Source organism: Hoeflea sp. Naph1, from assembly GCF_046837775.1.
Lineage (GTDB): Bacteria > Pseudomonadota > Alphaproteobacteria > Rhizobiales > Rhizobiaceae > Hoeflea.
Window position 1 is genome coordinate 820,024 of record NZ_CP177286.1, and the last position, 26,190, is coordinate 846,213.

Genomic DNA, 26,190 nt, shown 5'->3' on the forward strand with positions numbered 1-26,190 from the left:
CCAGACACCAGTCAAAATCGGCTACGACCCCCCCCCCGCTCCAGACCATGGATCGAGGGGTATTTGCTTTTGCACAGAAAGAGACAGAGGGTCAGGCGCTGCCGGGAATGGGCGGTTTCGCGGCCGATCAGTTGGTGTTGTTCTCGTCGGAATCCTTGAGCTTGTTCCAGGCATTCTGCTGGGACAGCATGCCGCGCAGATAGGTGACATTGGCGCTGGCCTGTTCCGGAGAAAGCTCGGCGCTGGCGATCTGCTCGGCTTCCTTGAAGCGACCCTGAAGCCCGACGACAAGCGCCAGGTTCTGGCGCACCCGGCTATCGGCACCCGGTTGCTTCACTGCGGAAGCCATATAGGTTTCCGCGGTTCTGAGATCGCCCTGCAGAACATAGGACATGCCGAGATTGGACAGTACCGAAGGTTCGTTCGGTTTGATGTCGAGCGCCTTGCGGTAGCGCGCGCGGGCGCTCGTCGGATCGCCCATCTGGTCGAGAATGGCGCCTTCGGCCGACAGCAATTGCCAATCCGGACGATCCGGCGTCTGGGCGCGACGGATTGAGTCCAGCGCCTTGTCAAACTGGCCTGCGCCGGCGAGCGCCTTGCCATAGGCGGCAAGCACCGAACGGTCGGTCGGATTGTGGATCGCAATCTGCTGCATGACAGCCAGCGCCTGGTCGGTGCGACCGCCCATGGTCAGCACGGAAGCGTATTTCATGCCGACGGCTGCATCCTTGGGGTTCCTGTCATAAACCTTACCGATGCGTGCCGCGACAGAGCTGAGTTCCACCGCATTCATGGTTTCCAGCGGTTTGCTTGTCGACGGAATCGACCCGGTGGTCAGCCGTCCCTTGGAGGCGCAGCCCGCCAGCGATACGGCAAGCGCAGCCACGCAGACAGCGCTAAGCAGTCGGCGGGGGATGTAGGAGCGTGTTGCTGTCGCGGACATAGGCATGATCCCGAAATTAAATTGTCGCGGCGTCCCGGCATGGGTGGCGCCGCAGTCCTGGTTCAAGCAATAATCTGTTAACCCTAATCAACCGTTAACGACTGATTCCCCGTAAATCCCGACGGGAAATCCAAGGAGACCCCATGGCGCCCCATCACCACATCGAAAGACCTTCCCCGTTTGCACTCATGTCCGGCGAAGCGCTACCGATATGGGCTGTCTCGCGCGCCGATATCGAGCGTGGCGGGTTCGATGAAACCGCGCTGGCCTGGGCCAGAAACGCCGGCTTTACCGCGGCCGAGGGAACGTTGCTGCTTACCCCGGGCCGTGACGGCAAGCTCGCCGGTGCGCTGTTTGGCCTGGGCGAAAACGGCGACTGTCATCCGCTGATCGGCGGCAGGCTTGCCCGCACTCTGCCGGCGGGCGATTGGCGCATCGAAAAATCATCGATACCAGGTGCGGTGATGGCACTGGCGTTTGGCATGGGCGCCTACCGGTTTGAGAATTACAAGAAACCCAGGCCGCAAGGGCCGCGGATGGTGATTCCGGCCGATGCTGATGCCGAAGCGATCGCCCGCAGCGTGGCCGCCGTCGGGCTGGCCCGCGATCTGGTCAACACGCCGGCAAACGACATGGGACCTGACGCGCTGGAACAGGCCTTCCGGGCCTTGGCAAAGCACTACAAGGCAAAGGTCACTGTGGTGGCTGGCGATGAACTGATCTCGAAGGGGTTTCCGATGATCCATGCGGTCGGCCGCGCCGCCGATCAACAGCCGCGCCTGCTGGAAATGCGCTGGGGCAGAGCGGGCGCGCCGAAGATTACCCTTGTCGGCAAGGGCGTGTGTTTCGACACAGGCGGCCTCGACATCAAGCCACCGGCCTCGATGCTGAACATGAAAAAGGACATGGGAGGCGCCGCCAACGTGATGGCGCTGGCGATGATGATCATGGATGCCGGCTTGCCGGTTGATCTCAGAGTACTGATTCCGGCGGTCGAGAACTCGATTTCGGCACAGTCCTTCCGCCCCGGCGATGTGTTGAGCAGCCGCAAGGGCCTGACCGTGCAGATCGACAACACCGACGCCGAAGGCCGGCTGGTGCTGGCCGATGCGCTGACCTATGCCTGCGAAGACAAACCGGATCTGCTGATCGACATGGCGACATTGACCGGGGCTGCGCGGGTGGCGCTGGGGCCAGACCTGCCGCCGTTCTACACCGATGACGAGACGCTGGCCGGTGACATCGCCACTGCTTCCGTAGATGTGATCGACCCGCTGTGGCGGATGCCGCTTTACAAGCCCTACGAGGCCGATGTCAAAGCCCGGATCGCCGACCTGACCAATGCGCCCGCAGGCGGTTTTGCGGGCTCGATTACTGCAGCCCTGTTTCTCAAGCGCTTTGTCGAACCGGATACGCGCTGGGCTCATTTCGATATTTTCGGCTGGTCGCCCAAGGACCGGCCACACGCGCCGATCGGTGGCGAGGCGCAGGCGATCCGCGCCCTGTTCAGCGTCATCAGCCAGCGTCACTCGGCGTAGCAGTCTTGCGGGTTGCACGTCATGGCTGTTTCGGTCAATGTAAATCGGCGCCGAAATGAAATGAGCAACCCGCATGTCCCTTGATCTTAGACCCTCCGAAGCGCTCGGACTATGGCATGCGGCAACGCTCGAACATGTGCAGGTCATCGGCCCGGATCTGACAATCAGGCAACTGGCGATCCTGTTGCATATCTATCTTGCCTCGCCGCCGCACACGGTGCGCGGGCTTGCGGCCATGCTTGGCGTGACCAAGCCAGTGATAACCAGGGCGCTCGACACCATGGGAAATATGGGACTGGTGCGCCGGGTGCGCGATGATCGTGATCGCCGCAACGTCATCATCAAGCGGACCGTTGACGGCGCCCTGTTTGTCGAAAGACTTGGCGACATCATCATCGCCCAGGCCAGCAACCTCAAATCGGCGGAGGCGCCCCTGTCATGACCGTCGAGCTTGACCGTCGCAGCCACGCCTATCGGCCGGATCTGGCCGACATCCGGCTCAAGTCCCAGGTGTCCGCACAGCGCTATACCGAAGGCGCGAGGGCGCATGTGATCGTCCCCGTTGCGCACGTCTCGCCACGGCCCGAAGCCCGCAGCAGCATCGACACCCAGGCGCTGTATGGCGAAGATTTGACCGTGTTCGATGTCGCCGATGGCTGGGCCTGGGTGCAATTGGCGTCCGACGGCTATGTCGGCTATCTGCCCGAAAACGCCATCAGCGACGGCGCAAGCAACACCACTCATCTAGTCACTGTTCCGCGCAGTTTTGTCTATCCCGGCGCCGATCTCCGCTTTCCCCCCGTGCACTCCCTGTCGATGATGAGCCGCGTTACCGTCACCGGCTTGGCGGAGACCCGGGGTACGGCCTATGCGCTGCTCGATGATGGCTCCGCGATGATTGCCGCGCATCTGCGGCCATTGGGCGAAACCGCAAGCGAAGACGCCGTGGCGGTCGCAACCAGCTTCCTGCACACACCCTATCTCTGGGGTGGACGCTCGGGCTTCGGCATTGATTGCTCTGGTCTGGTGCAGATGGCGCTGGCGATGACCGGCAAGGCCGCGCCACGTGATTCCGACCAGCAGGCAGCCAGTCTGGGCCAGCCCATCGACCCGGACCACGACGTCCTGCAACGCGATGATCTGGTGTTCTGGAAAGGCCATGTCGGCTTTCTCGAGGATGCGCAGACGCTGCTGCATGCCTCTGGTGGCACCATGTATGTCACCCGCGAACCGTTGCAGGCCGCCATCGACCGGATTGCCCGGCTCTACGGCCCGCCCACCGGTTTTCGAAGGCCATGAACGTCGCGCGGGTTAACGCTGGGCAGTGTCGAGCATCACGACTTCAGTAACCGACCTTGCGGTCAACCAGATTGACAAGCGGTTCGCCCCGGTCGTGGGCGTCGATCTGGGCAATGATCGGCGCAATCAGCGAGGAGGGCATTGACGCGGCTGCCGCATGTGGGGTGATCGTCACCTTCGGATGGTTCCACAGCGGGCTGTCGTCAGCCAGCGGCTCCTGCTGGAATACATCCAGCGTTACCGCTGACAGCAGGCCCTGGTCGAGTGCGGTCAGGATATCGGCTTCGTTCTGCAGCCCGCCACGACCGGCATTGATCAGCACCGGTGCGCCCAGCGGACCCACCTTGGTCATCCGCGCAAACAGATCGCGGTTGAGGATCTCGCTCGTTTCGGGCGTAAGCGGCAGCAACACCACGAAGATGTCGGCAGAGGCGAGGAACGCTCCCAGCCCGTCCGAACCCGCGTAGCACGTCAGCCCCTCGATGTGCTTTTCGGTCCGCGCCCATCCGCTCACCTGAAATCCCATCATCTCCAACTTGGTGGCGGCATCGCGCCCCAGTTCGCCAAGCCCCATGATGCCGACGGTCAGATCGGCTGCTGCTTTCTGGTCGCGATCCTCGTTCCAGATCCGCGCAGCCTGCTGCGTCCGGTAGAGCCGCCCCTGCCGGTGATGGTCGAGCACCTGCCAGACCACATATTCGCTCATCCGCGTGGTCAGGTTCGGCGAAACCACCCGGACGATCGGCACGTTTGGCAGGCTGGTATCGACAAACACATGGTCGACGCCCGCGCCGAGCGAAAAGATGGCCTTGAGGTTGGGCAGTTTCGACAATAGCCCGGGGCGTTGTTTCCACACCACTGCATAGTCGATGCTCGGATCGGCTTCGCTGTCGGGCTCCAGTGTCACCGTCCGGTGCGGTGCCGTTTTTGCCAGTTGATCCAGCCATACGTCGGGAGACCAGCCGGTGAGTGAAAGCAGGATGCGGCCCTTGCCGGTGTTGTTTGCTGTCATGTCTGTGTTTACTCGCTGACTACATCGCCGGCGGCGGCTTCCAGGTTGAACGCAGCCGCCATCAAGGCCTTGGTATAGGCGGTCTCCGGCCGGTCGAAAATATGGTCGGCTGTTCCCTGCTCGACCACCTTGCCGGCGCGCATGACGATCACGTCATTGGCAAGTGCGCGCACCACCTTCAAATCGTGGCTGATGAAAAGATAGGCGAGGTCATGCCGGGCTTGAAGATCGCGCAGCAAATCCACCACCTGCGCCTGCACGCTCATGTCGAGCGCCGAGGTCGGCTCGTCCAGCATGACGAAACGCGGCTTGAGCACCATCGCCCGGGCAATGGCAATGCGTTGGCGTTGCCCGCCGGAGAATTCGTGCGGGTAACGCCATCGGGTTGACGCGTCCAGTCCCACTTCCTCCAGCGCTTCGGCGACCCGTTGGTCGCGCTCGCCGGCGGTGAGGTCGCGGGCATGAACCGCCAGCCCCTCGCCAACAATATCGGCGATCGACATGCGCGGACTGAGCGAACCGAACGGGTCCTGGAACACCACCTGCATGGCGCTGCGGAGCGGCTTCATCTGTTTGAACGTGCGGTCGTGCAGCGGCGCGTTCTCGAAAAAGATCCGACCTTCGCTGCGGATCAGCCGCATCAGCGCCAGTCCCAGCGTGGTCTTGCCCGAGCCCGATTCGCCAACCACGCCGAGCGTCTGTCCGGCCTTGAGCTTGAGCGACAGCCCGTCGACCGCCTTGATATGACGGACGGTTCGGCGCAGGAAACCCTGCTTGACCGGAAACCATACCTTGATGTCTTCCGCCCGCATCACCTCGGGGGCGGTATTCAGCCGTGCGGGGGCATGACCCTTGGGTTCGGCGGCAAGCAGGTGCTTGGTATAGGCATGTTGCGGATTGGCGAAAATCTCGGCCGTCGGCCCGGTTTCAACGATCTTGCCATCGGTCATCACGCACACCCGGTCGGCGAACTTGCGGACGATGCCGAGATCATGGGTGATGAACAGCATCGCCATGCCGTGTTGGGTCTTGAGGTCGCGCAGCAGCTCGAGAATCTGGGCCTGCACGGTGACGTCGAGCGCGGTCGTTGGTTCGTCGGCGATCAGCAGTTCGGGCCGGTTGGCGAGCGCCATGGCGATCATAACCCGCTGCCGCTGGCCGCCCGACAATTGGTGCGGATAGGAGGCAAGCCGTTGCGCCGGATCGTGGATACCCACTTGATCAAGCAGGGCCAGCACCTGGCGGCGGGCATCATCGGGGCGGATCTGCTGGTGCAGGTGCAGGATTTCCGAGATCTGCTTTTCCACCGACTGCAGCGGATTGAGCGAGGTCATCGGCTCCTGGAAGATCATGGTGATGTCGTTGCCGCGGACCCCGCGGATCGCCGCTTCCGGCGCTGAGAGCAGATCATTGCCCTTGAACAGGATCTCGCCCGAGGGATGGCTTGCGGCGGGATAGGGCAGCAATCTGAGCACCGACAGCGCCGAGACCGACTTGCCGGAGCCGGATTCGCCCACCAGCGCCACCGTTTCGCCACGGTGGATGTCAAACGAGATCCGGTCCACCGCCATCTGGCTGTCGCCGCCCTGGTGGAATGCCACCGAAAGTTCGCGCACCGACAGGAGCGGCTCGGTGCCGTTGGTCGCAGCATCGCTCATTGGAAAGTCTTTCGCGGATCGAAGGCGTCACGCGTGGCTTCGCCGATGAAGATCAGCAGCGACAGCATGATCGAGATGGTGAAGAACGCCGTCAGTCCGAGCCAGGGCGCCTGCAGGTTGCGCTTGCCCTGGGCAATCAGTTCGCCCAGCGAGGCCGAGCCCGGCGGCAGCCCGAAGCCGAGGAAATCCAGCGATGTCAGCGTGGCAATCGAACCCGACAGGATGAAGGGAAGGAAGGTCAGTGTCGCCACCATGGCGTTGGGCAAAAGGTGGCGGAACATGATGGTGGCATTGCCGACCCCAAGCGCGCGTGCCGCGTTGACATATTCGAAGTTGCGGGCGCGCAGGAATTCCGCCCGAACCACGCCGACAAACGACACCCACGAGAACAACAGCATGATACCGAGCAGGATCCAGAATCCGGGCGGCAGCACGGCCGCGATGATCAGCAGGATGTAGAGCACCGGCATAGACGACCAGATCTCGATGAAGCGCTGCATCAACAGGTCGGTCCAGCCACCGAAATAGCCCTGCACCGCGCCTGCCGAAACCCCGATCAGCGCCGAGAAAATTGTCAGTGTCAGCCCGAACAGCACCGAGATGCGGAAGCCGTAGATCATCCGCGCGGTGACGTCGCGGGCCTGATCGTCGGTACCGAGCCAGTTCATGTTGCCAAGCCGACAACCTGGGTCCGCGTCCTTCAGCGGATAGGCCGAGCAACGGGTCCCGGCGTCCAGCATCCAGAATGGCGCGGTCGGCGCCGAATGCGGAATATAGGAATTGGCCGTGGTGTAGGAATAGCGGATCGGCGGCCAGACGGCCCAGCCATTGGCGTCGATCTCTTCCTGGATGAACGGATCGCGATAATCGGTGCGCGCCAGGAACCCGCCGAACTTCTCCTCCGGGTAATCGATCAGCACCGGATAGAGGATTTCACCCTTGTAGGAAGCTATGATCGGCCGGTCATTGGCGATCAATTCGGCCAGCAGGCTGGCGATGAACAGCACCAGGAATATCCACAGCGACCAGTAGCCACGACGGTTGGCCTTGAAGTTGGCCCAGCGCCGCCGGTTGGTCGGCGACAGCCAGCCCTTGGGTCGGCCCTTGGCATCAAAAGCCTGGCTGTTGGAGGAAGCCGGGCCGTTCATCCGACATCCCTTTTTTCAAAGTCGATGCGCGGGTCGACCCAAGTGTAGACCAAGTCGGAGATCAGCCCCACCACAAGTCCCATCAGCGAAAAGATGAACAAGGTTGCAAACACCACCGGATAGTCCCGCTTGATGATCGATTCAAAGCCCAGCCGCCCCAGTCCGTCGAGCGAGAAGATCGTCTCGATCAGCAGCGAGCCGGAAAAGAACGCAGAGATGAAAGCGCCGGGGAAACCGGCGATGACGATCAGCATCGCATTGCGGAACACATGGCGGTAGAGCACCTGCCGGTCGGTCAATCCCTTTGCCCGTGCGGTGGTCACATACTGCTTGCGGATCTCGTCGATGAACGAGTTCTTGGTCAACAGCGTGGTGGTGGCAAACGCCGACAGCGACAGAGCGATCAGCGGCAGCGTCAGGTGCCAGAAATAGTCGACGATCTTGCCGAACAGGCTGAGCTCGTCGAAATTGTCTGAGGTCAGGCCGCGCAACGGGAACCAGTCGAAGAACGAGCCGCCTGCAAACATCACGATCAGCAGGATGCCAACCAGAAAGCCGGGCACGGCATAGGCGATGATGATCAGCCCCGAGGTCCAGACATCGAAACGCGAGCCGTCGGAAACCGCCTTCTTGATCCCCAGCGGGATCGAGATCACGTAGGACAACAGCAGGATCCAGACACCGAGCGAAATCGATACCGGCAGCTTCTCGACTATCAGGTCGAGCACGTCGATGCTGCGAAAATAGCTCTCGCCGAAATCGAAGCGGATATAGTTCCACATCATCATGGTGAAGCGTTCGAGCGGCGGCTTGTCGAAGCCGAATTGTGCTTCCAGCTTGGCAATGAATTCCGGATCCAGCCCCTGGGCGCCGCGGTATTGCGATGTCAGATCATTGCCGAAGTCCTGGGCCTGGAACCCCTGGTCGCTGCCGCCGCCGCCGGAAATCCGGTCGATCGCCGAATCGCCCTGGCCGGTAAGCTGCGCGATCACCTGTTCCACCGGACCGCCCGGTGCGAACTGGATCACCGCAAACGAGATCGCCATGATGCCGACCACGGTTGGAATCATCAAAAGCAGACGGCGAAGGATATAGGTGCCCATCAGGCGCCCTTCCTGCCGGTTGCAGCGAGCCTGAAGCTCATGTGGCGGCGTGCGTTGGTCAATTCCGCGTCCTTCAAGCCAAATCTGCCCGGGACGGGCTGATTCGTCTGGTTCTCATACAGAATCGAATGTCGAATCGGGTGCAAGGCCGAAAGCGCCTCAATTGCTCTCGTCCATCCACCAAACCTCCGGAAATCCGGTGCCGTAATAGGGTAGTTCGGCGGGATGGGTGAGCGCCTTGCGATAGGCTACCTTCACCGCGTCACTGTAAAACAGCGGCACCACGTAGTGGTGCGCAAGCAGCACCCTGTCGAGCGCGCGAACGGCGGCTGTCTTCTCCGCGCGGGATTGCGCGAAAATCACCATGCGGATCAGTTCGTCCACCGCCGGATCGGAAATACCTGCGTAGTTTCTCGATCCCTGGCGGTCTACCGCAGCCGAGCCCCAGTAGCCGGCCTGTTCGTTGCCGGGATTGAGCGTTTGCGCCCAGACATTCCAGATCATGTCGTAGTCGAAGCTTCTCACCCGGTTGGTGTATTGCGAGGCGTCGACGGTGCGGATCCGTGCATCCACGCCGATCTTTTTCAGACTGGCGACATAGGGCAGCACTGAGCGTTCGAGCGAAGGGCTCGAAAGCAGGATTTCGATCTCAAAAGGCTCGCCGGTCTTTGAATTGACCAGCTGCTGGCCCTTCAATTCGTATCCGGCTTCACGAAACAGTGTCAGTGCCTGCCGCAGGTTGGCGCGTGCCTTCTGCGGGTCGCCGCCAACCGGATTGGTAAAGGGCGTGGTGAAAACCTCTGCCGGGATCTTGTCCTTCAACCCTTCGAGGATCTCTTTCTCGCGGCCTTCCGGCAAGCCGGTAGCAGCCAGTTCAGTGCCCCAGAAATAGCTGTCGACCCGCGCCAGTCCATCAAACGCCAGATTGTGGTTCAGGTCTTCGAAATCGAGGGCAAAGTTGAGCGCCCGGCGCACCCTTGCATCCTTGAATTTGTCGCGCCGCATGTTCGGCACCATGGCCTGCATGATGCCGACGGCGCGCAGCGGGTTCTCGATCTCTTCGCGCTTGATCTCTCCGGTTTCGATCGCCGGGAAATCATAGGCAGTTGCCCATTTGCTGGATGAATTTTCCTGTCGGAAATCGACTGTGCCGGCGCGAAAAGCCTCAAATTCGACGTTGGCATCGGTGAAATAGATGTATTCGATCGCGTCGAAATTGTGCTGGCCGACATTGACGTTGAGATCCTTGCCCCAATAGTCGGCGCGGCGTTCGTAGCGGATTGTCGACCCCGGTTTGAAGGCGGCGATCCGGTAGGGACCCGATCCCATTACCGGTTCCAGCGTGGTGCGGCTGATGTCGCGCGCGTTGCCATCTTTGTCCGTTCCCTCCCACCAATGCTTGGGAAAGATGAGGATCTGGCCGAGAATCTGCGGCAGTTCCTGGTTGTTGTTTTCATCAAACAGGAAAGTCACCTCACGCTCGCCGGTTTTCTCGGCAGAGACCACATGGGCGTAATAATTGGCCTGCAGCGGGTTGAGTTCCTTGGCCTTGTCGAAGCTGAAAATCACATCTTCCGGTGTGACCGGCGTGCCGTCCGCCCAGCGTGCCTCGGTGCGCAGCCGGAATGTCACCTTCGAAATGTCGTCTGGAAAGGAGATGCTCTCGGCAATCAGACCATAGGACGACGAAACTTCGTCTTCCGAGGCTTTCATCAGCGCGTCGAAGACCAGATTGAGCCCTGCCGCCAGCTCGCCCTTGGCCAGCACCGGATTGAAGCTGTCAAACGTGCCTTCCTGTGACAGTTTCAGCGTTCCGCCCTTGGGCGCGTCCGGATTGACATAGTCGAAGCGGGCAAAGCCTTCAGGATATTTCGTTTCGTCAATCATCGCCGTGGCATGTCGCCAGACTGGTTCCGCACCCAGTGAGGGGGAGATGGAAAGGATCAGTCCGGCCAAAGCCAGCATGAAAAGGGCGATGCGGTTGGTCATGGGTGCGGGTTCTCCGGTAACTTCTTCCATTGCCGGAAGAATAGGACACTTCCACGGCACGTACAGGACCTGATTGTGAAAAGGGTAAAACCAGATACCAAAAAAGCCGGGCGCGTGGCCCGGCTTTGGAAGTCTTGCGAAAGGCAGAGCCCTCAGTTGGCCGGTTCTGCAGTCTCGGCATCGGCTTCTGCGGGGGCTGCTGATTCTTCAGCGGGCTCCTCAGGCGCAGCGGATTCTTCCACAGCCTCGGCGGGCGCTGTGGACTCTTCTGCAGCCTCGGTCGGTGCCGCATCTTCGGTCGGCAGCGGCGCCGGTGTATCGGCCAGGGTGCGCAGATAGGCCAGCAGATCGGCTCGGTCCTCGATTTTCTTGAGGCCTGCAAAACCCATTGCCGTGCCGGAGATGTATTTCTTCGGCGAAGCCAGGAAGTGGCTCAGATGATCATAATCCCAGTTGACCGTTCCGCCTTCGGAAAACTCGGTCATGGCCGATGAATATTTGAAGCCTTCGTGGGTTGCCATGGGCCGATTGACGATGTCCCACAGACCAGGGCCAACCTTGTTGGCGCCCGATGGGTCAACGGTGTGGCAAGCAGCGCACTTCTTGAATACGTTTGCGCCCTTGTCCGGATCGGCGCTGGCCAACAACGGTGCGATTTCTTCAGGCGCAGCTTCTTCGGCCGGTGCACTGTCGGCTCCACCGCCTTCAGCGACCTCGATCGCAAACCCTTCGGTCTCCGGTTCATGTGTGTCAAAGATACCATCAGAGACGATGGAAAGGGTCATCAGAACAAACAAGACGCCCAGAAATGCGCCCGCCGCCGTGTTGAAATATGAGGAATTCATGTTCCGCCGCTCCGTTTCGGTTCGTGTTCCCGCCCAGTTTCTCGCAATATCCGAACCAGTCTTGAAATCGCGCGGAACCTATGTCTTTTGCATCATTGTTGCAACACCGTTGTGGCAGCGGCAATGAGACTTTTTGACACCCGTGCCGCACAATAGAGGATCAGCACCCTATGGCAGATGGCCATGAGCATACGCTCATCATTATTCCAGCCAGAATGGCATCGACACGTCTGCCGGGAAAACCGCTTGCCGATATTGGCGGCCAGCCGATGATTGTCTGGGTTGCACGGCAGGCCGCTGCTGCCGCCGTGGGCCGTGTCGCCATAGCCACTGATTCGCGCCAGATCGCCGATGCGGTCGAGGCTGCGGGCTATGAGGCGGTGATGACCCGCAACGATCACCAGTCCGGGTCGGACCGGGTGTTCGAGGCGGCAATGAAACTGGATCCGGAAGGCCGCGCCGATATCATTCTCAACATTCAGGGCGACATTCCGGCAATAGAACCGGAGGCAATTCGACGCGCCGCGTTGCCGCTGGCGAATTCGAATGCCGATATCGCAACGCTTGCTGTAGAAATTGCCGATGAAGCCGAAAAGACCAATCCGAGCATCGTCAAGGTGGTCGGAACCCCGGTCGGCGAGGGCCTGCTGCGGGCGCTCTATTTCACCCGCGCCACCGCCCCTTACGGAGACGGTCCGCTGTTTCATCACATCGGGCTCTACGCCTGGCGCCGGTCTGCCCTGCAGCGTTTCGTGTCGCTTCCGCCCTCGACGCTCGAAAAACGCGAATCACTGGAACAGCTGCGCGCGCTCGAGGACGGCCTGCGCATCGATGTGGCGATCGTTGACTCGGTTCCGCTCGGTGTCGATACTCCCGCCGATCTCGAACGCGCCAGACGCATCCTCGCGCCGAAATAGCCTGTACTTTTCTCAAAACGGACAGATTTGATGACCGCACCCACCAACCGCATCGCCTTTCAGGGCGAATTCGGCGCAAATTCGGACATGGCGTGCCGCGACATGTTTCCGGCCATGGAGCCGTTGCCTTGCGCCACCTTCGAGGATGCGTTCAACGCCCTTTCCCAGGGGGAGGCGGATCTGGCGATGATCCCGATTGAAAACACTATTGCGGGCCGGGTCGCTGATATCCACTATCTGCTGCCGGAATCCCAACTGCATATTGTCGGCGAATATTTCATGCCGATCCATTTCCAGTTGATGGTGTTGCCCGGTGTGAAGCTCTCCGAAATCCGCACGGTGCACAGCCATGTCCATGCGCTCGGCCAATGCCGCAAGGTTATCCGCCAGAATGGCTGGAAGGCGGTTGTCGCAGGCGACACTGCCGGTTCGGCCAGGCAGGTCTCGCAAAGCGATGACCGTACCATAGCGGCGCTGGCGCCGCGCCTCGCTGCTGACCTTTACGGCCTCGATATCATTGAGGAAAATGTAGAGGATACCGAAACCAACGTTACCCGCTTTGTCGTGCTGTCACGCGAGGCCAAGGTCCCGCCGCGTCCGGTCGCTGGCGAAGTGGTTGTCACCACTTTCGTGTTCCGGGTGCGCAATATTCCCGCAGCGCTCTACAAGGCGATGGGTGGTTTTGCCACCAATGGCGTCAACATGACCAAGCTGGAAAGTTATCAGCTTGGCGGCAAGTTTTTTGCGACCCAGTTTTATGCGGATATTCAGGGACACCCCGACGAGGCGCCGGTGGCGCGGGCGATGGAAGAGCTCGGCTATTTCTCCAAGGAACTGCGGATTCTCGGCGTCTATCAGGGGCACCCGTTCCGGCTGGCGCAGAACGGCACGATCACCCAGGAACAGGAAGAACTGGAAGGCTGAGGCGCCCTACTTCTTGTCCCAGTCCAGCCAGTCGCGCATCAGCCGGTGCGCGATGGCACCCGGCGGCGGCGCCGAAGCGGCGTCCTCTCCCAGCACATTTGCAAGCATCGCTTCGGTTTCCTCGCGGCTGAACCAGCGGCAATCCTCGAGCTCTGCGGTATCGCGGGCAATCTCCAGGCTCTGCGCTTCGGCGTAAACACCGATCATCAGCGAATGCGGCATCGGCCAGGGCTGGCTTGCGTGATAACGGACGCGGCCGATCCGGATACCCGATTCCTCCAGGGTTTCGCGTCGCACCGCGTCTTCCATCGTTTCACCCGGTTCGATGAAACCGGCCAGGGTTGAATACATGCCCGGCGGAAAATGCGGGCTGCGCCCCAGCAGGCATTGGTCGCGTTGCTCGTCGACGCCGAGCATGATCGCCACCGGGTCGGTCCGCGGAAACACCGTATGCCCGCAGGCCATGCACTTGCGCCGATAGCCGCCGGCTTCGGGCGTCATTATCTTGCCGCATGCACCGCAATGGCGGTTGGCGAGTGCCCACGAAACCAGGCTGGTACCTTGCGCAAAGGCGCCCAGCGTTTCCTCGTCGAGCAGTGCCTGGCGGTAGACCGAGCGGGTGTCGATGGCCTTGTAGGGCTCGGGCAGATCATCGGCGGCAATGCCCACCGGCACCGCAATCCGTGCCGCATTGTGTTCGTCCCAGCCGATCAACACGGCGTCGCCGTGCTGGGGTTGCATCAACTCCAGATCGGGGGCTTCGAGCAGGCCATGCGGTGCGGCACCGTTGACCCGCATCGCCAGCCGCCCCTCGGTGATGGCGAAATAACGGGTGGCGGGATCGGCGAGCGCGTCGCCGAGTTCATTCTCACTGCGATGTTCGGAACGGCGGTCGAGCCGGTTGGATGAAAACGCAACCAGCCGGCTGGCTTCGCGATGCGGAGCGTCATGGTCAAACAGGGAAAATGGCATGTATCAGAGGGCCTCGATAAGTCTTTTTGTCAATATAGCGCGGGCGCTTTCGGTCCAGGGGGTGGCTTCGCCATGACCCCAGACCGGTCCCGGCCATGCCGGGTCGCCCTGCTCGCGTGCAATAACATGAAGATGGAACTGGGAAACCTGATTGCCAAGGGCTCCGATGTTGATTTTATGGCACCCCGTTGCCTGCTTGAGTGCCTTGGCAGTGATCGAACTCTCGAAGGTCAGCATGGTTTGATCCAGCGGCGTCATCTCGAAAATCTCGCTTATTCCAGGGCGTTGCGGCACCAGAAGCACCCATGGCCAGCGGCTGTCGCGCATCAGCCTGAGCTGGCACAGGCCCAGCTTCATCAGCAGCATGGTGTCGCGTTCAAGCCGGGGATCGAGGACAAATAGGGACATGGGAAATCCGGAACTTCGAAATGAAGTGATGATCCTAGCAGTTTTTTCTGGCTCTGGCTTGCTTTTGGCGAACCGATTGACGATATGTGCAGACGGGAGGTTGGTGGTGGACGAGCCACTCGCCAACCGGGTCAGGTCCGGAAGGAAGCAGCCCTAACGAGCCCGGCACGGGTCACCGTGCCAGCCTCCCACCCTTTCGCCCGCGCCATGAATGGCAGATCCGGTCATTGACCGGGTTCGACCGGGGTGCAAACATTCCAGTGCATGGTGCGCGCCATCGATCGTGGCTGAGCGGAATGATCATGCACAGGATTTATACGGCAGGGCGTCCCGTGCGCTTCTAATTGAACGCGCGGCGCTCTAACTGGATGGCAATCAGGCCAGCGCAAGGGCGGCACGAGGATCATGGACGAACCAACCGGCACGAAGCAGACGTCACCGGTGGCCGGCTCCGAAGGGCAGGCGCCGTACCGGGTTCTCGCACGCAAATACCGACCGACCGATTTTACCGACCTGATTGGCCAGGAGCCAATGGTCCGCACCCTGACCAACGCTTTCTCCAGCGGCCGCATTGCCCAAGCCTGGATGCTGACCGGAGTCCGCGGTGTCGGCAAGACAACGACCGCCCGCATTCTGGCCCGCGCGCTCAACTACCGGACCGCCGAGATTGACCAACCGACCATCGATCTGACGGTGCCGGGCGAACATTGCCAGGCCATCATGGAAGGCCGCCATGTCGATGTCATCGAGATGGATGCGGCCTCGCACACCGGCATTGACGATATCCGCGAGATCATCGAACAGGTGCGCTACCGTCCGGTATCGGCGCGCTACAAGGTCTACATCATCGACGAAGTCCACATGCTCTCCAACCAGGCCTTCAACGGCCTGCTCAAAACATTGGAAGAGCCGCCGGCACATGTGAAGTTTATTTTCGCCACCACCGAAATCCGCAAGGTTCCGATCACCGTGCTGTCGCGCTGCCAGCGTTTTGATCTGCGCCGCATCGATTCGGGTCTGCTTGTGGCGCATTTCAAGAATGTCGCCGGCCAGGAAGGCATTGCCATCGACGATGAATCGCTGGCCATGATTGCCCGTGCCGCTGAAGGTTCGGTGCGCGATGGTCTGTCCTTGCTCGATCAGGCGATCGCCCATGGCGGCGGCGCGGTCGATGCCGAGGCGGTGCGTTCGATGCTGGGTCTCGCCGACCGGTCGCGCGTGGTCGAGCTGTTCGGCTCGTTGATGGGTGGCGATGTTTCCGCCGCACTCGCAAGTTTCCGCAACCAGTATGATTCGGGCGCCGGCCCGTCGGTGATCCTGACCGATCTGGCCGATTTTACTCATCTTGTTACCCGGCTCAAATTCGTTTCCCAGGCTGCAGACGATCCGTCGTTGACCGAGACCGAACGCAGCCGCGGTGCCGAATTTGCCGGCACCCTGTCAACCGCGATTCTGTCGCGGGTTTGGCAGATGCTGCTCAAAGGCATTTCCGAAACCGACACCTCCAGCCGTCCGGCGGCGGCGGCTGAAATGGCGCTGATTCGTATCGCCCATGCGGCCAGCCTGCCATCGCCGGAAGAGGCGCTGAAGGCGTTTCAGAATGGCGCCGGTGCCAGCGCCGGCGGCCCAAGCTCATCAAATGGCCCATCTGCAGGCAATGGTCCCGGCGGCGGCGCCACGGCGCGTGCCGTTGGAGAGCGCCACATGCCTCAGGGTGGCGGCGGCGGCGGCGGACAGCCATCGATGCGGCTTGCCCACTCGGCTGAGCCCTCGGTGCAGGCAGCGGTCGTGGCCGAACCGGAGCAGCAGGTCGCCATCAGTTCGCTCGAGGACATGGTCGCGCTGGCCGAACAGCACCGCGACATTGCCATGAAGGTCCAGATCCGCACCGGCGTACGTCTGGTCCGGATCGTGCCCGGCCGGCTGGAAATCAGCCTCGCGCCCGACGCCAGCCCGACCTTGCCGGGCGAATTGACCAAGAAGCTGGCAGATTGGACCGGGGCAAAATGGGTCGTGTCGCTCAGCCGGGAAGAGGGCGCCCCGACCATTTCCGAGCGTGAGGTCGCCAAGCGTGAAGCGCTGGTCAGTGACGCGCGCCAGGACCCCGACATTGCCGCCATTCTGTCGCGCTTTCCCGGCGCCAAGATCACCGATGTGCGCATCACGGTTACCGATGACGTGCTCGATGAGGCAGCGCTTTCCCCGTCCGAGGATGGCGATATCCTGCCGGCGGAAATTGAACCTGACGACGACACCGACTAGATAAACGGCACCAATGCCAGTCGACCGGAGCTGATCCGGCGGCGCAGCCAACCAGGAGGATACGCCGATGAAGGACATCATGGGCATGATGGGCAAGATCAAGGACATGCAGGCCAAGATGGAACGCATGCAGGAAGAAGTTGCGGCGGTGGAATGCGAGGGCGTTTCGGGCGGCGGCATGGTCACCGTCCGACTTTCGGGCAAGGGGCAGATGCTGGGCGTTTCCATTGATCCGTCGATGTTCAAGGAAGACGATGTCGAGATCCTCGAGGATCTGATCGTCGCCGCGCACAATGACGCCAAGGGCAAGGTTGAGGCCATGATGGCCGAGCGCACCAAGGAACTGACCGCCGGACTGCCGATTCCGCCGGGCATGAAACTGCCGTTCTGAGCCGAGACAGCGCGTATGGTAAGCCTTGAGGGCGATGCTTTCACGCGTCTTTACCCTAGGGCTTGTCATCGGGCGCTCTGTAGCGGGATTGTGCAAAGCCGGAGAATGAAATGCAAAAGCGGGTAACCGGGCCGGAGATCGAACGGCTGATCCAGTTGCTTGCCCGGGTGCCTGGGCTGGGGCCGCGGTCGGCCCGCCGTGCGGCGCTGCATCTGATCAAGAAGAAGGACCAGTTGATGGGACCGCTGGCGCTCGCCATCAGCGAGGCCCATGACAAGGTCCGGATCTGCTCAACCTGCGGCAATGCCGACACCTCCGACCCCTGCGCGGTCTGCACCGACCCGACGCGTGATCAAAGCGTCATCATCGTCGTCGAGGACGTTGCCGATCTCTGGGCGCTGGAGCGTGCCGCGGCGATGAATGCTGGCTATCATGTGCTCGGCGGCACTCTGTCGCCGCTTGATGGCGTCGGCCCGGATGACTTGTCCATTGCCGGCTTGGTCGATCGCGTTGCCAAAGGCGGGGTGCGCGAAATTCTGATCGCGGTCAACGCTACCGTCGAAGGCCAGACCACCGCGCATTACATCACCGAGCAACTGTCCGGCTTCGATCTGAAAGTTACCCGCCTGGCCCATGGCGTGCCGGTTGGCGGGGAACTCGATTATCTTGACGAAGGCACACTCGCCGCCGCCATTCGCGCCCGCACCGCGTTCTAGAGGATCCCGTGATGTCCCGTTTTCTCAACCCCGAGACCATGCCGAAACCGGCTTCGAATTATGTTCAACTGGTGGAAATGACTGGCCCCGGCCGCCGCCTGATCATTTCCGGACAAATCGGCGTCACGCCTGACGGACAGTTGCGCGAGGGCTACCGCGCCCAGGCCGAGCAGGCCTGGATGAACGCGCTGGCGGGGCTTGAGGCCGGTGGCATGGGAATCTCCGACATCGTTGCCATCCGGGTCTATGATGTGGCTCCGGGCGATGTTGTTGCCTACCGGGAGACCCGCGATCAGATGTTGCAGGGCCATGCGCCCGCCGCCACCTACGTGATGGTGGCCGGCCTGGCCCATCCTGATTTCCTCACGGAAATCGAAATCGAGGCGTTCTCGGCAATCTGAAGCAACGATGCCTGCTGCCGCGCCATTTTCCTAACCCACCCGGCAGGCTAGGATCGGCCATGATTCGCACCCTGGTTACATCTCTCATTCTGCTTCTGGCCGCATCATTTGCGGCGATGACGCCATCGCTGGCGGCAAGCAAGGCGGACGTCGAAGCGCAGCTTTCGCGATGGTTGCAAGCCGATTTGTGGCCCGATGCGCGCCGCGCCGGCGTTTCTAAGCCTGTCTTCGAGCGCGCGTTTAGCGGCATTCAGCTTGATTGGGACCTGCCCGATCTGGCGCCGCCGGGATTTCCCAAACCCAAGCAGCGCGCCCAGAGCCAGGCCGAGTTCCGCAGCCCTGGCGCCTATTTCAGCGAAAAGCGGCTGCAGGGTCTTGCCGCCTCCGGCCGATCGTTGATGAAAAAACATGCCAGAACCCTGGCCCGGATCGAGCAGCGCTACGGCGTCCCTGCCTCGATCATTGTCGCGATCTGGGGCCGTGAATCAGGCTTTGGTCGCGCCAAGATACCTCATTCGGCGGTTCGGGTGCTCGCCACCAAGGCCTTCATGTCGACCCGCCCGGATCTGTTCAGAACGGAGATCCTAGCGGCGCTTGTGATTCTCGAGCGGAGCGGGGTTCCGGCCTCGACGCTGAAGGGGTCCTGGGCCGGCGCCATGGGGCAGCCGCAATTCCTGCCCTCGAGTTATCTCAAACATGCGGTCGATTTCGATGGCGACGGCAAGGCCGATATCTGGAACTCGGTGCCCGATTCGCTTGCCTCGATCGCCAACTACCTTGCCCAGTCGGGCTGGGTCCGCGGCCGTGACTGGGGTTTTGAAGCGGTCATTCCGCAAGGCGTGACTTGCGCGTTGGAAGGCCCAGACCGCGCCAAGCCGATTCGAGAATTCACCGATATGGGCATCATCCGCATTTCCGGACGGCCGTTCCCCGAGCATGAGCGCAAGGCGCCGGGCATGGTGTTGGTGCCGGCCGGCATTTACGGACCGGAATTTATCGTCACGCCGAATTTCTACGTGATCAAGGAATACAACAATTCCGATCTCTATGCCCTGTTCATTGGCAATCTCGCAGACCGCATCGCCCATGGCGTCGGTGCTTTCGTCACGCCCTGGGGCAAGTCTGGTGGCATGCTGCGCTCCGATATTGCCCGGCTGCAGCAGGCACTGGAGAAAAGCGGCTACGACGTCGGCGGCGCGGATGGCCTGCCCGGCTACAAGACCCGCCGCTCGATTGGCGAATGGCAGGCCCGCAACGGTCAGGCGCCGGGGTGTTTCCCCACACCGGCGCTGCTGAAGTCGCTTCGCTGAGGGCTTTTAGGCAGGCGCTTTTCTCTGGGCGTGGTTTGGCGGCCTGATAGTCGAAGCGGTAGTAGCCCGAGTAATAGGCCGCCAGTTCGGCGGGGAAAGGACCGGCACGGGATTTTGCATCCGGACGGATTCATCGCCGGCTGATCGAAGCCTTGCTGATCGTCCGCACGGATCGCCGCACGCGCTTAAAGCAAGGCCCGGTCGGCCTTGATCATGTCTGCGGCTTTTTCCGCGATCATGATCACCGGGGAGTTGGTATTGCCAGAAACGATAGCAGGCATGATCGATGCGTCGACCACGCGCAAGCCGCCGAGCCCATGCACGCGCAGCCGGCTGTCGACCACTGACAGCGAATCATCCCCCATTTTGCAAGTCCCCACCGGATGGAAAATGGTGGTGGCAATGTCGCCCGCGCGTTGGGTCAGCTCTTCGTCGCTCTGGTACTGGTTGCCCGGCAGCATTTCCTGCGGCTTGAAACGGCTGACTGCCTCCTGGCTCATCAGCCTGCGTGCGTGCCGGATCGACTGCGCCGCAACCATCCGGTCGCGGGGCGCCGTCAGATAATTCGGCCGGATGGCCGGGGCGGCACTGACGTCGGTTCCCTCGATATGGACACTGCCGCGGCTTTCCGGCCTGAGATTGCAGACCGACACGGTCACCGCCGGATATCGATGCAGCGGTTCGCCGAGACTGTCGGTGCTCAAGGGTTGCACGTGGTATTCAAGGTCAGCCGTGGCGAGACTCGGATCGCTGCGGGCGAAAATACCCATCTGGCTTGGCGCCATCGACAGCGGGCCGGATCGACGCAGCAGGTACTGCAGCGCCATGCCCACACGGGTGATCGGGTTGTGGTAGAGCTGGTTGAGCGTTTTGGCGCCTTCGATCCGGAACACTGTCCTGATCTGCAGATGGTCCTGCAGGTTCTCACCGACACCTGGCAGGTGATGGACGACATCGATGCCAAGCTCTGCGAGGCGCTTGCCATCGCCGATACCGGAATGCTCCAGCAGCTTCGGCGAATTGATGGCGCCTGCAGCCAGGATCACTTCGGCGCTTGCCCGTGCCAGCTTGTCTGTGCCCTTGTGCCGATACCGCACGCCGGTGACGCGGGTGCCCGTGACCTCCAGTTGCCCGGTTTCGGCGCCGGTCAGCACGGTCAAGTTGGGGCGGCTCATCGCCGGGCGCAGAAAGGCCATGGCGGTGCTCCATCTGACGCCACCACGCTGATTGACGTCGAAATAGCCCGAGCCCTCGTTGTCGCCATCATTGAAGTCATCTGTCCTGGCAATGCCCATCTGCTCAGCAGCATCACGAAACGCATCGAGAATGGGCCAGGAAAGACGCTGCTTTTCCACTCGCCACTCGCCGCTGGTCCCGTGCACTGCAGATTGGCCACGGTAGTTGTTTTCGGATTTGAGGAAATAGGGAAGCACGTCGTCCCACCCCCAGCCAGTGTTGCCGGCCTGGCGCCAGCCGTCATAATCGGCGGCCTGGCCGCGCATGTAGATCATGCCGTTGATCGACGAGCATCCGCCCAGAACCTTGCCGCGCGGATAATTCAGCGTCCGCCCGTTCAACCCTGCCTCGGCAGTCGTTTTCATCATCCAGTCGGTGCGCGGGTTGCCCATGCAATAGAGATAGCCGATGGGGATCTTGATCCAGTGATAATTGTCACGGCCGCCAGCCTCCAGCAGCAGCACCCGCGTCCCCGGATCTGCCGATAGCCGGTTGGCGAGCACGCAGCCGGCCGACCCTGCGCCGACAATGATGTAATCGTAAACGCTGTGCTCGCCCGAGGTGTTGCCGGTGGATTTCATGCGGTCTTCCCTTTCAAGTGCGTCTGCGCCGGCAGGATGCGGCTTCGGATAACGGGATGATCGCGGATCTGCGTCGTGGCTGCGGTAACCCCCGAACAGAGAGGATCACTCTGTTCGCCAAGACCGGCATGGGCGGGGGTGGGCTCATAAGGACGTTCTTTCGTGACCATTGCATCGTCGCCGATGCAGAAGCCGGCGAGCAGCCCGAGGTCGATCTTCGCTGCGTCCCTCGCGAAAGGACCGTCAGCACCACGGCAACGGGCGATGCAGACCGGCAGGCCATGAACATCGACGATAGCTGCACACGCCCGATTTCGAGTGGATGCAAAGCGATGTTATCGCCTTGTTGATCCATGCGCCAGTCTTGCGCAATTGCCAATTTGTCGAACTCAAACGGGCCCAGAGAAGCTCGCTGGGAAAAGCAAGCGGGATTCGCCAAAGCAGGTTCTAAGCTCCAGTTGAACGCGTGCCTTAATGGGCGGTCGAGCCGGAGAGCAGGTTTAGAACCAGAACGCCGGAGACGATCAGGCCGATGCCGAGATAGCCGAACAGATCGAGTTTCTGGCCAAGCAGAACCACACCGATAAAGGTAACCAGCGCCACGCCGGCCCCCGACCAGATCGCGTAGGCGACACCCACGGGAATGGTTTTAAGAATGATCGCCAGAAAATAGAGCGAGATCGCATAACCGACGATCGAGATTGTCGCATAGCCCCATTTGCTGAAGCCGTCAGATGCCTTCAGCGCGGTGGTGGCGATAACTTCGCCGGTGATGGCAATGCCCAGAAATAGCCACGGCATGTCAGGGATTTCCTTTGTTGGCGAGGCCGCCGGCAACAGCCTGGGCTGTGACGAGGGATTCGAGAAACTGCAAAATGTGTCGGCGTGCCGACGGACTGGAATCAGGCCCGCCGCCAAGGTCGGACAGCCACAACCCATCAGCGGCCAGCCGCAGCGTCCGGGCCGCAGCGCTCCGGTCGGTGAGCCGATGCTGGTGCAGGCGGGCTTCGACCCACTGATTCCAGCGGGCGCAGAAATGCGGATCGGAACTGAGCATCAGCATCAGCACGGCGAGCCGTTTTTCCTCGGGAACGGTCATGTCGATGCTGGCGATTACCCCGAGATAGGCTCGGGAAAACCGGGCAGGTACGGTCTTGTCCGGATCAATCAGTGCATCGATTCGGCCGTCAAACCAGGCTACCACCTGCTCAAACAGGCCCGAGACCAGTGCTTCCTTGCCGGGATAATGGTGCAGCAGTCCGCCCTTGCTGACCCGGGCCCGGCGCGCAACATTGTCCAGCGTCAGCGCCGCCATGCCGTCTTCGACTATGATCTGCGCGGCGCAGTCGAGCAGACTTGCACGCGTTGCGTCGGGGTTGTTCTTTCGCTGAGGTTGAGCGCTCATATCAAAACATACCGTCTGGACGGTTTTTTCGCAAGCAGGCATGCGGGCCGCTGCCAGGATCTTTTCACCGCGCTGTTTGCCGCAAGCCTTGCATTCGCCGCCCTGTTTGGCATCTATGCGGAAAGCACCGGGTTGTGCGCGGGACGGGCCTCTCGAAGGTCGCGACAGCACCACCGGCAACTGAAAGACAGGCTGCTATTGTCACGCGGCCAGTAATGGAGATCTGAATGAAAGCGATTTTCTGCACCGGGCGCGGAGCCGCCGCCGATGTTCTCGAACTTGGCGAGACCATGAAGCCGGAGCCGGGCGCGGGCGAAGTATTGGTGCGGATCATGTCATCCGGGGTCAATCCGTCTGATGTCAAATTGCGCAGCGGCGCGCAGGGCCCGATGGTGGCCGACCGAGTGATCGTTCACAATGACGGCGCCGGAATTATCGAGGCGGTGGGTGAAGGGGTCGACAAAAAGCGGGTTGGCGAGCGGGTCTGGCTGTTCAACGTCAATCGCTCGTCAGATGGCCTCGCCCAGGGCGTCATTGGCACCGCCGCCGACTATGTCTCTGTACCCGCCGCACTGGCCGCACCGTTGCCCGACCAGACCGGTTTTGACGTGGGCGCCTGTCTTGGTGTTCCGGCCATGACTGCGCACCGGGCGGTGCTGTGCGCCGGTCCGGTTGACGGCAAGACGGTGCTTGTGACCGGCGGCGCCGGCGCGGTCGGTCATTCGGCAATCCAGATTGCCAAAGCCATGGGCGCGCGGGTGATTGCCACGGTCAGTTCCGACGCCAAGGCGGACATCGCCCGAGCCGCCGGCGCGGAATTTGTGGTCAATTACAAGCAGGAGGATCTTGTTGCCCGCATCACCGAGATCGCCGGCGCCAATGGGGTCGATCACGTTGCCGAGGTCGATCTCGCCGCGCATCTCAACCTCTATCCGAAGACCCTGTCCTTCAATGCCAGCGTCGGCGCCTACGCCTCGGCGACCGACCTGACGCCGGCATTGCCGTTCTATCCGCTGGCCTTCCGCAACATCACGGTTCAGCCGGTCTATGTCTATTCGATGTCGGATGCAGCCAAGCGGTCGGCCGTCACAGACATCAACCGGCTGCTGGCCGAGGGCGCGCTCGCTCCGCGGATCGACAGGGTGTTCGATCTGGCCGATGCCGCCGCAGCGCATCAGGCGGTTGAGAGCGGCACTTTGGTCGGCAATGCCATTTTGAAGGTTTAAGCATCACGCGACAGCTTCGGCCTGACGCGAAAACAGCCCGTCCTGAGACAGGACGGGCTGTTTTGTATTTGCAGGCGCTCAAACCTATTCGGCGGCGCTGTCCCAGCCGGAAATAGCCTTGGCTTCGAGGAATTCCTCAAGCCCCCAGACGCCGCCTTCGCGCGCCCGGCCCGACGCCTTGACGCCGCCAAACGGTGCGCCGGCGCCGCGTGACTGGCCATTCATTTCCACCATGCCCGAGCGCAACTTGCGCGCCATGCGGTTGCGCTTGGCGCCATCCTGGCTCTGCACGTAATTGGTCAGGCCGTAGGGCGTGTCATTGGCAATCGCTACAGCCTGTTCCTCGCTGTCGAACGGAATGATCGACAGCACCGGACCAAAAATCTCCTCGCGTGCAATGGTCATGTCGTTGGACACATCCGCAAAGATCGTCGGCCGAACGAAATAGCCCCGATTGAGACCTTCGGGCCGACCGACGCCGCCGGCCACCAGCCGCGCGCCTTCATCGATGCCCTTCTGGATATAACCCTGGATTTTCTCATATTGTGCAGCCGAGACCACCGGGCCGATATGGTTGCCGGGCTGATGCGCGGTTGCGACCTTGGTCTTGCCTGCGACTTCAATCGCCTTTTCGATCGTCTGGTCATAGACCGAACGCTCCACCAGCATGCGAGTCGGCGCATTGCAGCTCTGGCCGGTATTGTTGAAACAATGACGCACGCCGCGCGTCACGGCCTTGTCGTCGGCATCGGCGAAGATCACATTGGCGCCCTTGCCGCCCAGTTCCAGGCAGACCCGCTTGAAGGTGTCGGCGGCGGCCTTGGAAATTGCAGCGCCGGCGCGCGCCGAGCCGGTAAAGCTGATCATTTCGACATCTGCATGGGTCGACAAATCGGTGCCGACACCCAGCCCGTCGCCATTGACCATGTTGAACACGCCTGCCGGCACGCCTGCCGCATCGATGATTTCGGCAAACACGATCGACGACAGCGGCGCGATTTCGGAGGGCTTGAGCACCATGGTGCAGCCTGCCAGCAGCGCCGGAATGGCCTTCAGCGTCACCTGGTTCATCGGCCAGTTCCAGGGCGTGATCAGCCCGACAACGCCAATCGCCTCCATGGCGATACGATCATTGGGCGCATGGTCGCCAAGCGGCCGCAGGAATTTGAAATCCTTGAACGCAGTGATGAAGTTATCGATGTGCCAGGTGCCGGCGGTGACCTGGCTTGAGCGGGCCATGTCGATCGGCGCACCCATTTCCAGGCTGATTGCCTGGGCCATGTCCTCGGCGCGCTCGACATAGATATCGCGGATTTTCTTGACATAGCCGAGCCGGGTTTCGGGATCGGTCTGCGACCAGCTCTCGAAGGCGGCCTTGGCGGCAGCAACGGCCGCGTTGCTGTCGTCGGTTCCGCCCAGCGAGATTGTCGCGCAGGCTTCCTCGGTTGACGGGTCGATCACCTCGCAGTCGCGTCCGGCCAGCGGGCTGACCCATGCGCCATTGATGTAGAATTCGCGTTTGTCGATCATAATCGGTCTCCAGCAATTCGGGCGGGCCTCGGGGACCAGCCGATGTGTCTGTCCGATCTCTAGGGGGGGAAGGGCCCTGCTGGCAACCACGATTTCCGCCCGGCCGCGATTCTGGCGTGCCCGGACGGAGTTTTTAATGCAGGCGCCATGAAGAATGGCGCGGATCAGTCGATAGGTTGCACCCAAGTAAGTTACGTCGCGGTCGGGAAGCCACTCACGGATGGCCGGATGATGAGAAAGCACGCCTTGAAGAAGCGGGCGACACAGCGCCTGAACACGCCCTGCCTGCGCAGCGATCAGAGTGATGACCCGCGGGCCATTTCCATTGCCCACCGCTTTGCCCCCTGACGGCATTGCGATGCCTTAATGCCGGGCA

24 protein-coding genes and 1 other RNA gene are annotated in these 26,190 nt (G+C 61.5%); 12 read left to right on the forward strand and 13 right to left on the reverse strand.

Annotated features, from left to right (window positions below; genetic code table 11):
* Window positions 1-127: 127 nt before the first annotated feature.
* Window positions 128-949 carry a tetratricopeptide repeat protein gene (locus ACK6D9_RS03895; RefSeq protein WP_412050700.1) on the reverse strand — a complete coding sequence of 274 codons (822 nt, stop codon included), beginning with the start codon at window positions 947-949 and terminating at the stop codon, window positions 128-130.
* Window positions 950-1,086: 137 nt separating this feature from the next.
* Between ACK6D9_RS03895 and ACK6D9_RS03900 the strand changes: the two genes are divergently transcribed.
* The 3 genes from ACK6D9_RS03900 to ACK6D9_RS03910 all read left to right on the forward strand — a co-directional run bounded on the left by ACK6D9_RS03900 (window position 1,087) and on the right by ACK6D9_RS03910 (window position 3,780).
* Window positions 1,087-2,481 (forward strand): leucyl aminopeptidase family protein, encoded by a 1,395-nt coding sequence (locus ACK6D9_RS03900; RefSeq protein ID WP_412050701.1) that lies wholly within the window; start codon window positions 1,087-1,089, stop codon window positions 2,479-2,481.
* Window positions 2,482-2,554: 73 nt separating this feature from the next.
* The gene (locus ACK6D9_RS03905; RefSeq protein WP_322990078.1) at window positions 2,555-2,923 is read left to right on the forward strand and encodes a MarR family winged helix-turn-helix transcriptional regulator; all 369 of its coding nucleotides are present in this window, start codon (window positions 2,555-2,557) and stop codon (window positions 2,921-2,923) included.
* Window positions 2,920-3,780, forward strand: a complete 861-nt coding sequence (locus ACK6D9_RS03910) for an NlpC/P60 family protein (protein ID WP_412050702.1) — start codon at window positions 2,920-2,922, stop codon at window positions 3,778-3,780. Before ACK6D9_RS03905 ends, ACK6D9_RS03910 begins: the two co-directional genes overlap by 4 nt.
* A 43-nt stretch (window positions 3,781-3,823) precedes the next feature.
* Here ACK6D9_RS03910 and ACK6D9_RS03915 read toward each other — a convergent pair whose 3' ends face one another.
* The 6 genes from ACK6D9_RS03915 to ACK6D9_RS03940 all read right to left on the reverse strand — a co-directional run bounded on the left by ACK6D9_RS03915 (window position 3,824) and on the right by ACK6D9_RS03940 (window position 11,535).
* Complete coding sequence (locus ACK6D9_RS03915; RefSeq protein WP_412050703.1) at window positions 3,824-4,792, reverse strand: 2-hydroxyacid dehydrogenase; 969 nt, start codon at window positions 4,790-4,792, stop codon at window positions 3,824-3,826.
* 8 nt (window positions 4,793-4,800) lie between these two features.
* Entirely contained in the window at window positions 4,801-6,450 is a 1,650-nt protein-coding gene (locus ACK6D9_RS03920) for an ABC transporter ATP-binding protein (RefSeq protein ID WP_412050704.1), read from the reverse strand.
* Entirely contained in the window at window positions 6,447-7,598 is a 1,152-nt protein-coding gene (locus ACK6D9_RS03925) for an ABC transporter permease (protein WP_412050705.1), read from the reverse strand. Before ACK6D9_RS03925 ends, ACK6D9_RS03920 begins: the two co-directional genes overlap by 4 nt.
* Window positions 7,595-8,701: a microcin C ABC transporter permease YejB gene (locus tag ACK6D9_RS03930; protein ID WP_412050706.1), complete on the reverse strand. Its 1,107-nt coding sequence runs from the start codon at window positions 8,699-8,701 to the stop codon at window positions 7,595-7,597. Before ACK6D9_RS03930 ends, ACK6D9_RS03925 begins: the two co-directional genes overlap by 4 nt.
* A gap of 159 nt (window positions 8,702-8,860) precedes the next feature.
* Window positions 8,861-10,690, reverse strand: coding sequence for an extracellular solute-binding protein (locus ACK6D9_RS03935; protein WP_412050707.1), 1,830 nt, complete (start codon window positions 10,688-10,690; stop codon window positions 8,861-8,863).
* 152 nt (window positions 10,691-10,842) lie between these two features.
* Window positions 10,843-11,535, reverse strand: coding sequence for a c-type cytochrome (locus ACK6D9_RS03940; RefSeq protein WP_412050708.1), 693 nt, complete (start codon window positions 11,533-11,535; stop codon window positions 10,843-10,845).
* Window positions 11,536-11,705: 170 nt separating this feature from the next.
* Here ACK6D9_RS03940 and ACK6D9_RS03945 point away from each other — a divergent pair, with 170 nt between their 5' ends.
* Together ACK6D9_RS03945 and ACK6D9_RS03950 are read left to right on the forward strand one after the other, a co-directional pair.
* Complete coding sequence (locus tag ACK6D9_RS03945; protein ID WP_412050709.1) at window positions 11,706-12,452, forward strand: 3-deoxy-manno-octulosonate cytidylyltransferase; 747 nt, start codon at window positions 11,706-11,708, stop codon at window positions 12,450-12,452.
* Window positions 12,453-12,482: 30 nt separating this feature from the next.
* Window positions 12,483-13,376, forward strand: a complete 894-nt coding sequence (locus ACK6D9_RS03950; protein WP_322989292.1) for a prephenate dehydratase — start codon at window positions 12,483-12,485, stop codon at window positions 13,374-13,376.
* A gap of 6 nt (window positions 13,377-13,382) precedes the next feature.
* On the opposite strand, the gene nudC is transcribed toward ACK6D9_RS03950, so the two are convergent.
* Together nudC and ACK6D9_RS03960 are read right to left on the reverse strand one after the other, a co-directional pair.
* Window positions 13,383-14,348 carry an NAD(+) diphosphatase gene (nudC, locus tag ACK6D9_RS03955; RefSeq protein ID WP_412050710.1) on the reverse strand — a complete coding sequence of 322 codons (966 nt, stop codon included), beginning with the start codon at window positions 14,346-14,348 and terminating at the stop codon, window positions 13,383-13,385.
* 3 nt (window positions 14,349-14,351) lie between these two features.
* A complete protein-coding gene (locus ACK6D9_RS03960; protein WP_322989294.1) occupies window positions 14,352-14,756 on the reverse strand; it encodes an HIT family protein in 405 nt (134 codons plus the stop codon).
* 95 nt (window positions 14,757-14,851) lie between these two features.
* Here ACK6D9_RS03960 and ffs point away from each other — a divergent pair.
* The 6 genes from ffs to ACK6D9_RS03990 all read left to right on the forward strand — a co-directional run bounded on the left by ffs (window position 14,852) and on the right by ACK6D9_RS03990 (window position 19,836).
* Window positions 14,852-14,948: signal recognition particle sRNA small type (gene ffs / locus ACK6D9_RS03965), an RNA gene on the forward strand.
* Window positions 14,949-15,161: 213 nt separating this feature from the next.
* On the forward strand, window positions 15,162-17,018 hold the full coding sequence (locus ACK6D9_RS03970) for a DNA polymerase III subunit gamma/tau (RefSeq protein WP_412050711.1): 1,857 nt from the start codon (window positions 15,162-15,164) through the stop codon (window positions 17,016-17,018).
* A gap of 67 nt (window positions 17,019-17,085) precedes the next feature.
* Entirely contained in the window at window positions 17,086-17,409 is a 324-nt protein-coding gene (locus ACK6D9_RS03975; RefSeq protein WP_412050712.1) for a YbaB/EbfC family nucleoid-associated protein, read from the forward strand.
* A 110-nt stretch (window positions 17,410-17,519) separates the two neighbouring features.
* Window positions 17,520-18,125, forward strand: coding sequence for a recombination mediator RecR (gene recR, locus ACK6D9_RS03980; RefSeq protein ID WP_267654720.1), 606 nt, complete (start codon window positions 17,520-17,522; stop codon window positions 18,123-18,125).
* 11 nt (window positions 18,126-18,136) lie between these two features.
* The gene (locus tag ACK6D9_RS03985; protein WP_412050713.1) at window positions 18,137-18,526 is read left to right on the forward strand and encodes a RidA family protein; all 390 of its coding nucleotides are present in this window, start codon (window positions 18,137-18,139) and stop codon (window positions 18,524-18,526) included.
* 71 nt (window positions 18,527-18,597) lie between these two features.
* The gene (locus ACK6D9_RS03990) at window positions 18,598-19,836 is read left to right on the forward strand and encodes a lytic murein transglycosylase (RefSeq protein ID WP_412051727.1); all 1,239 of its coding nucleotides are present in this window, start codon (window positions 18,598-18,600) and stop codon (window positions 19,834-19,836) included.
* Between the two features lie 185 nt (window positions 19,837-20,021).
* On the opposite strand, the gene ACK6D9_RS03995 is transcribed toward ACK6D9_RS03990, so the two are convergent.
* From ACK6D9_RS03995 to ACK6D9_RS04005, 3 genes are all read right to left on the reverse strand, one after another.
* Window positions 20,022-21,653, reverse strand: a complete 1,632-nt coding sequence (locus ACK6D9_RS03995; protein ID WP_412050714.1) for a GMC family oxidoreductase — start codon at window positions 21,651-21,653, stop codon at window positions 20,022-20,024.
* 471 nt (window positions 21,654-22,124) lie between these two features.
* The gene (locus ACK6D9_RS04000) at window positions 22,125-22,454 is read right to left on the reverse strand and encodes a multidrug efflux SMR transporter (RefSeq protein ID WP_322990449.1); all 330 of its coding nucleotides are present in this window, start codon (window positions 22,452-22,454) and stop codon (window positions 22,125-22,127) included.
* A 1-nt stretch (window position 22,455) separates the two neighbouring features.
* The gene (locus ACK6D9_RS04005; protein ID WP_412050715.1) at window positions 22,456-23,058 is read right to left on the reverse strand and encodes a TetR/AcrR family transcriptional regulator; all 603 of its coding nucleotides are present in this window, start codon (window positions 23,056-23,058) and stop codon (window positions 22,456-22,458) included.
* 227 nt (window positions 23,059-23,285) lie between these two features.
* On the opposite strand from ACK6D9_RS04005, the gene ACK6D9_RS04010 reads away from it, so the two are divergent.
* Window positions 23,286-24,284: an NADPH:quinone reductase gene (locus tag ACK6D9_RS04010; protein ID WP_412050716.1), complete on the forward strand. Its 999-nt coding sequence runs from the start codon at window positions 23,286-23,288 to the stop codon at window positions 24,282-24,284.
* Window positions 24,285-24,368: 84 nt separating this feature from the next.
* Here ACK6D9_RS04010 and ACK6D9_RS04015 read toward each other — a convergent pair whose 3' ends face one another.
* Window positions 24,369-25,814, reverse strand: coding sequence for an aldehyde dehydrogenase family protein (locus tag ACK6D9_RS04015; RefSeq protein WP_412050717.1), 1,446 nt, complete (start codon window positions 25,812-25,814; stop codon window positions 24,369-24,371).
* Window positions 25,815-26,190: the final 376 nt, after the last annotated feature.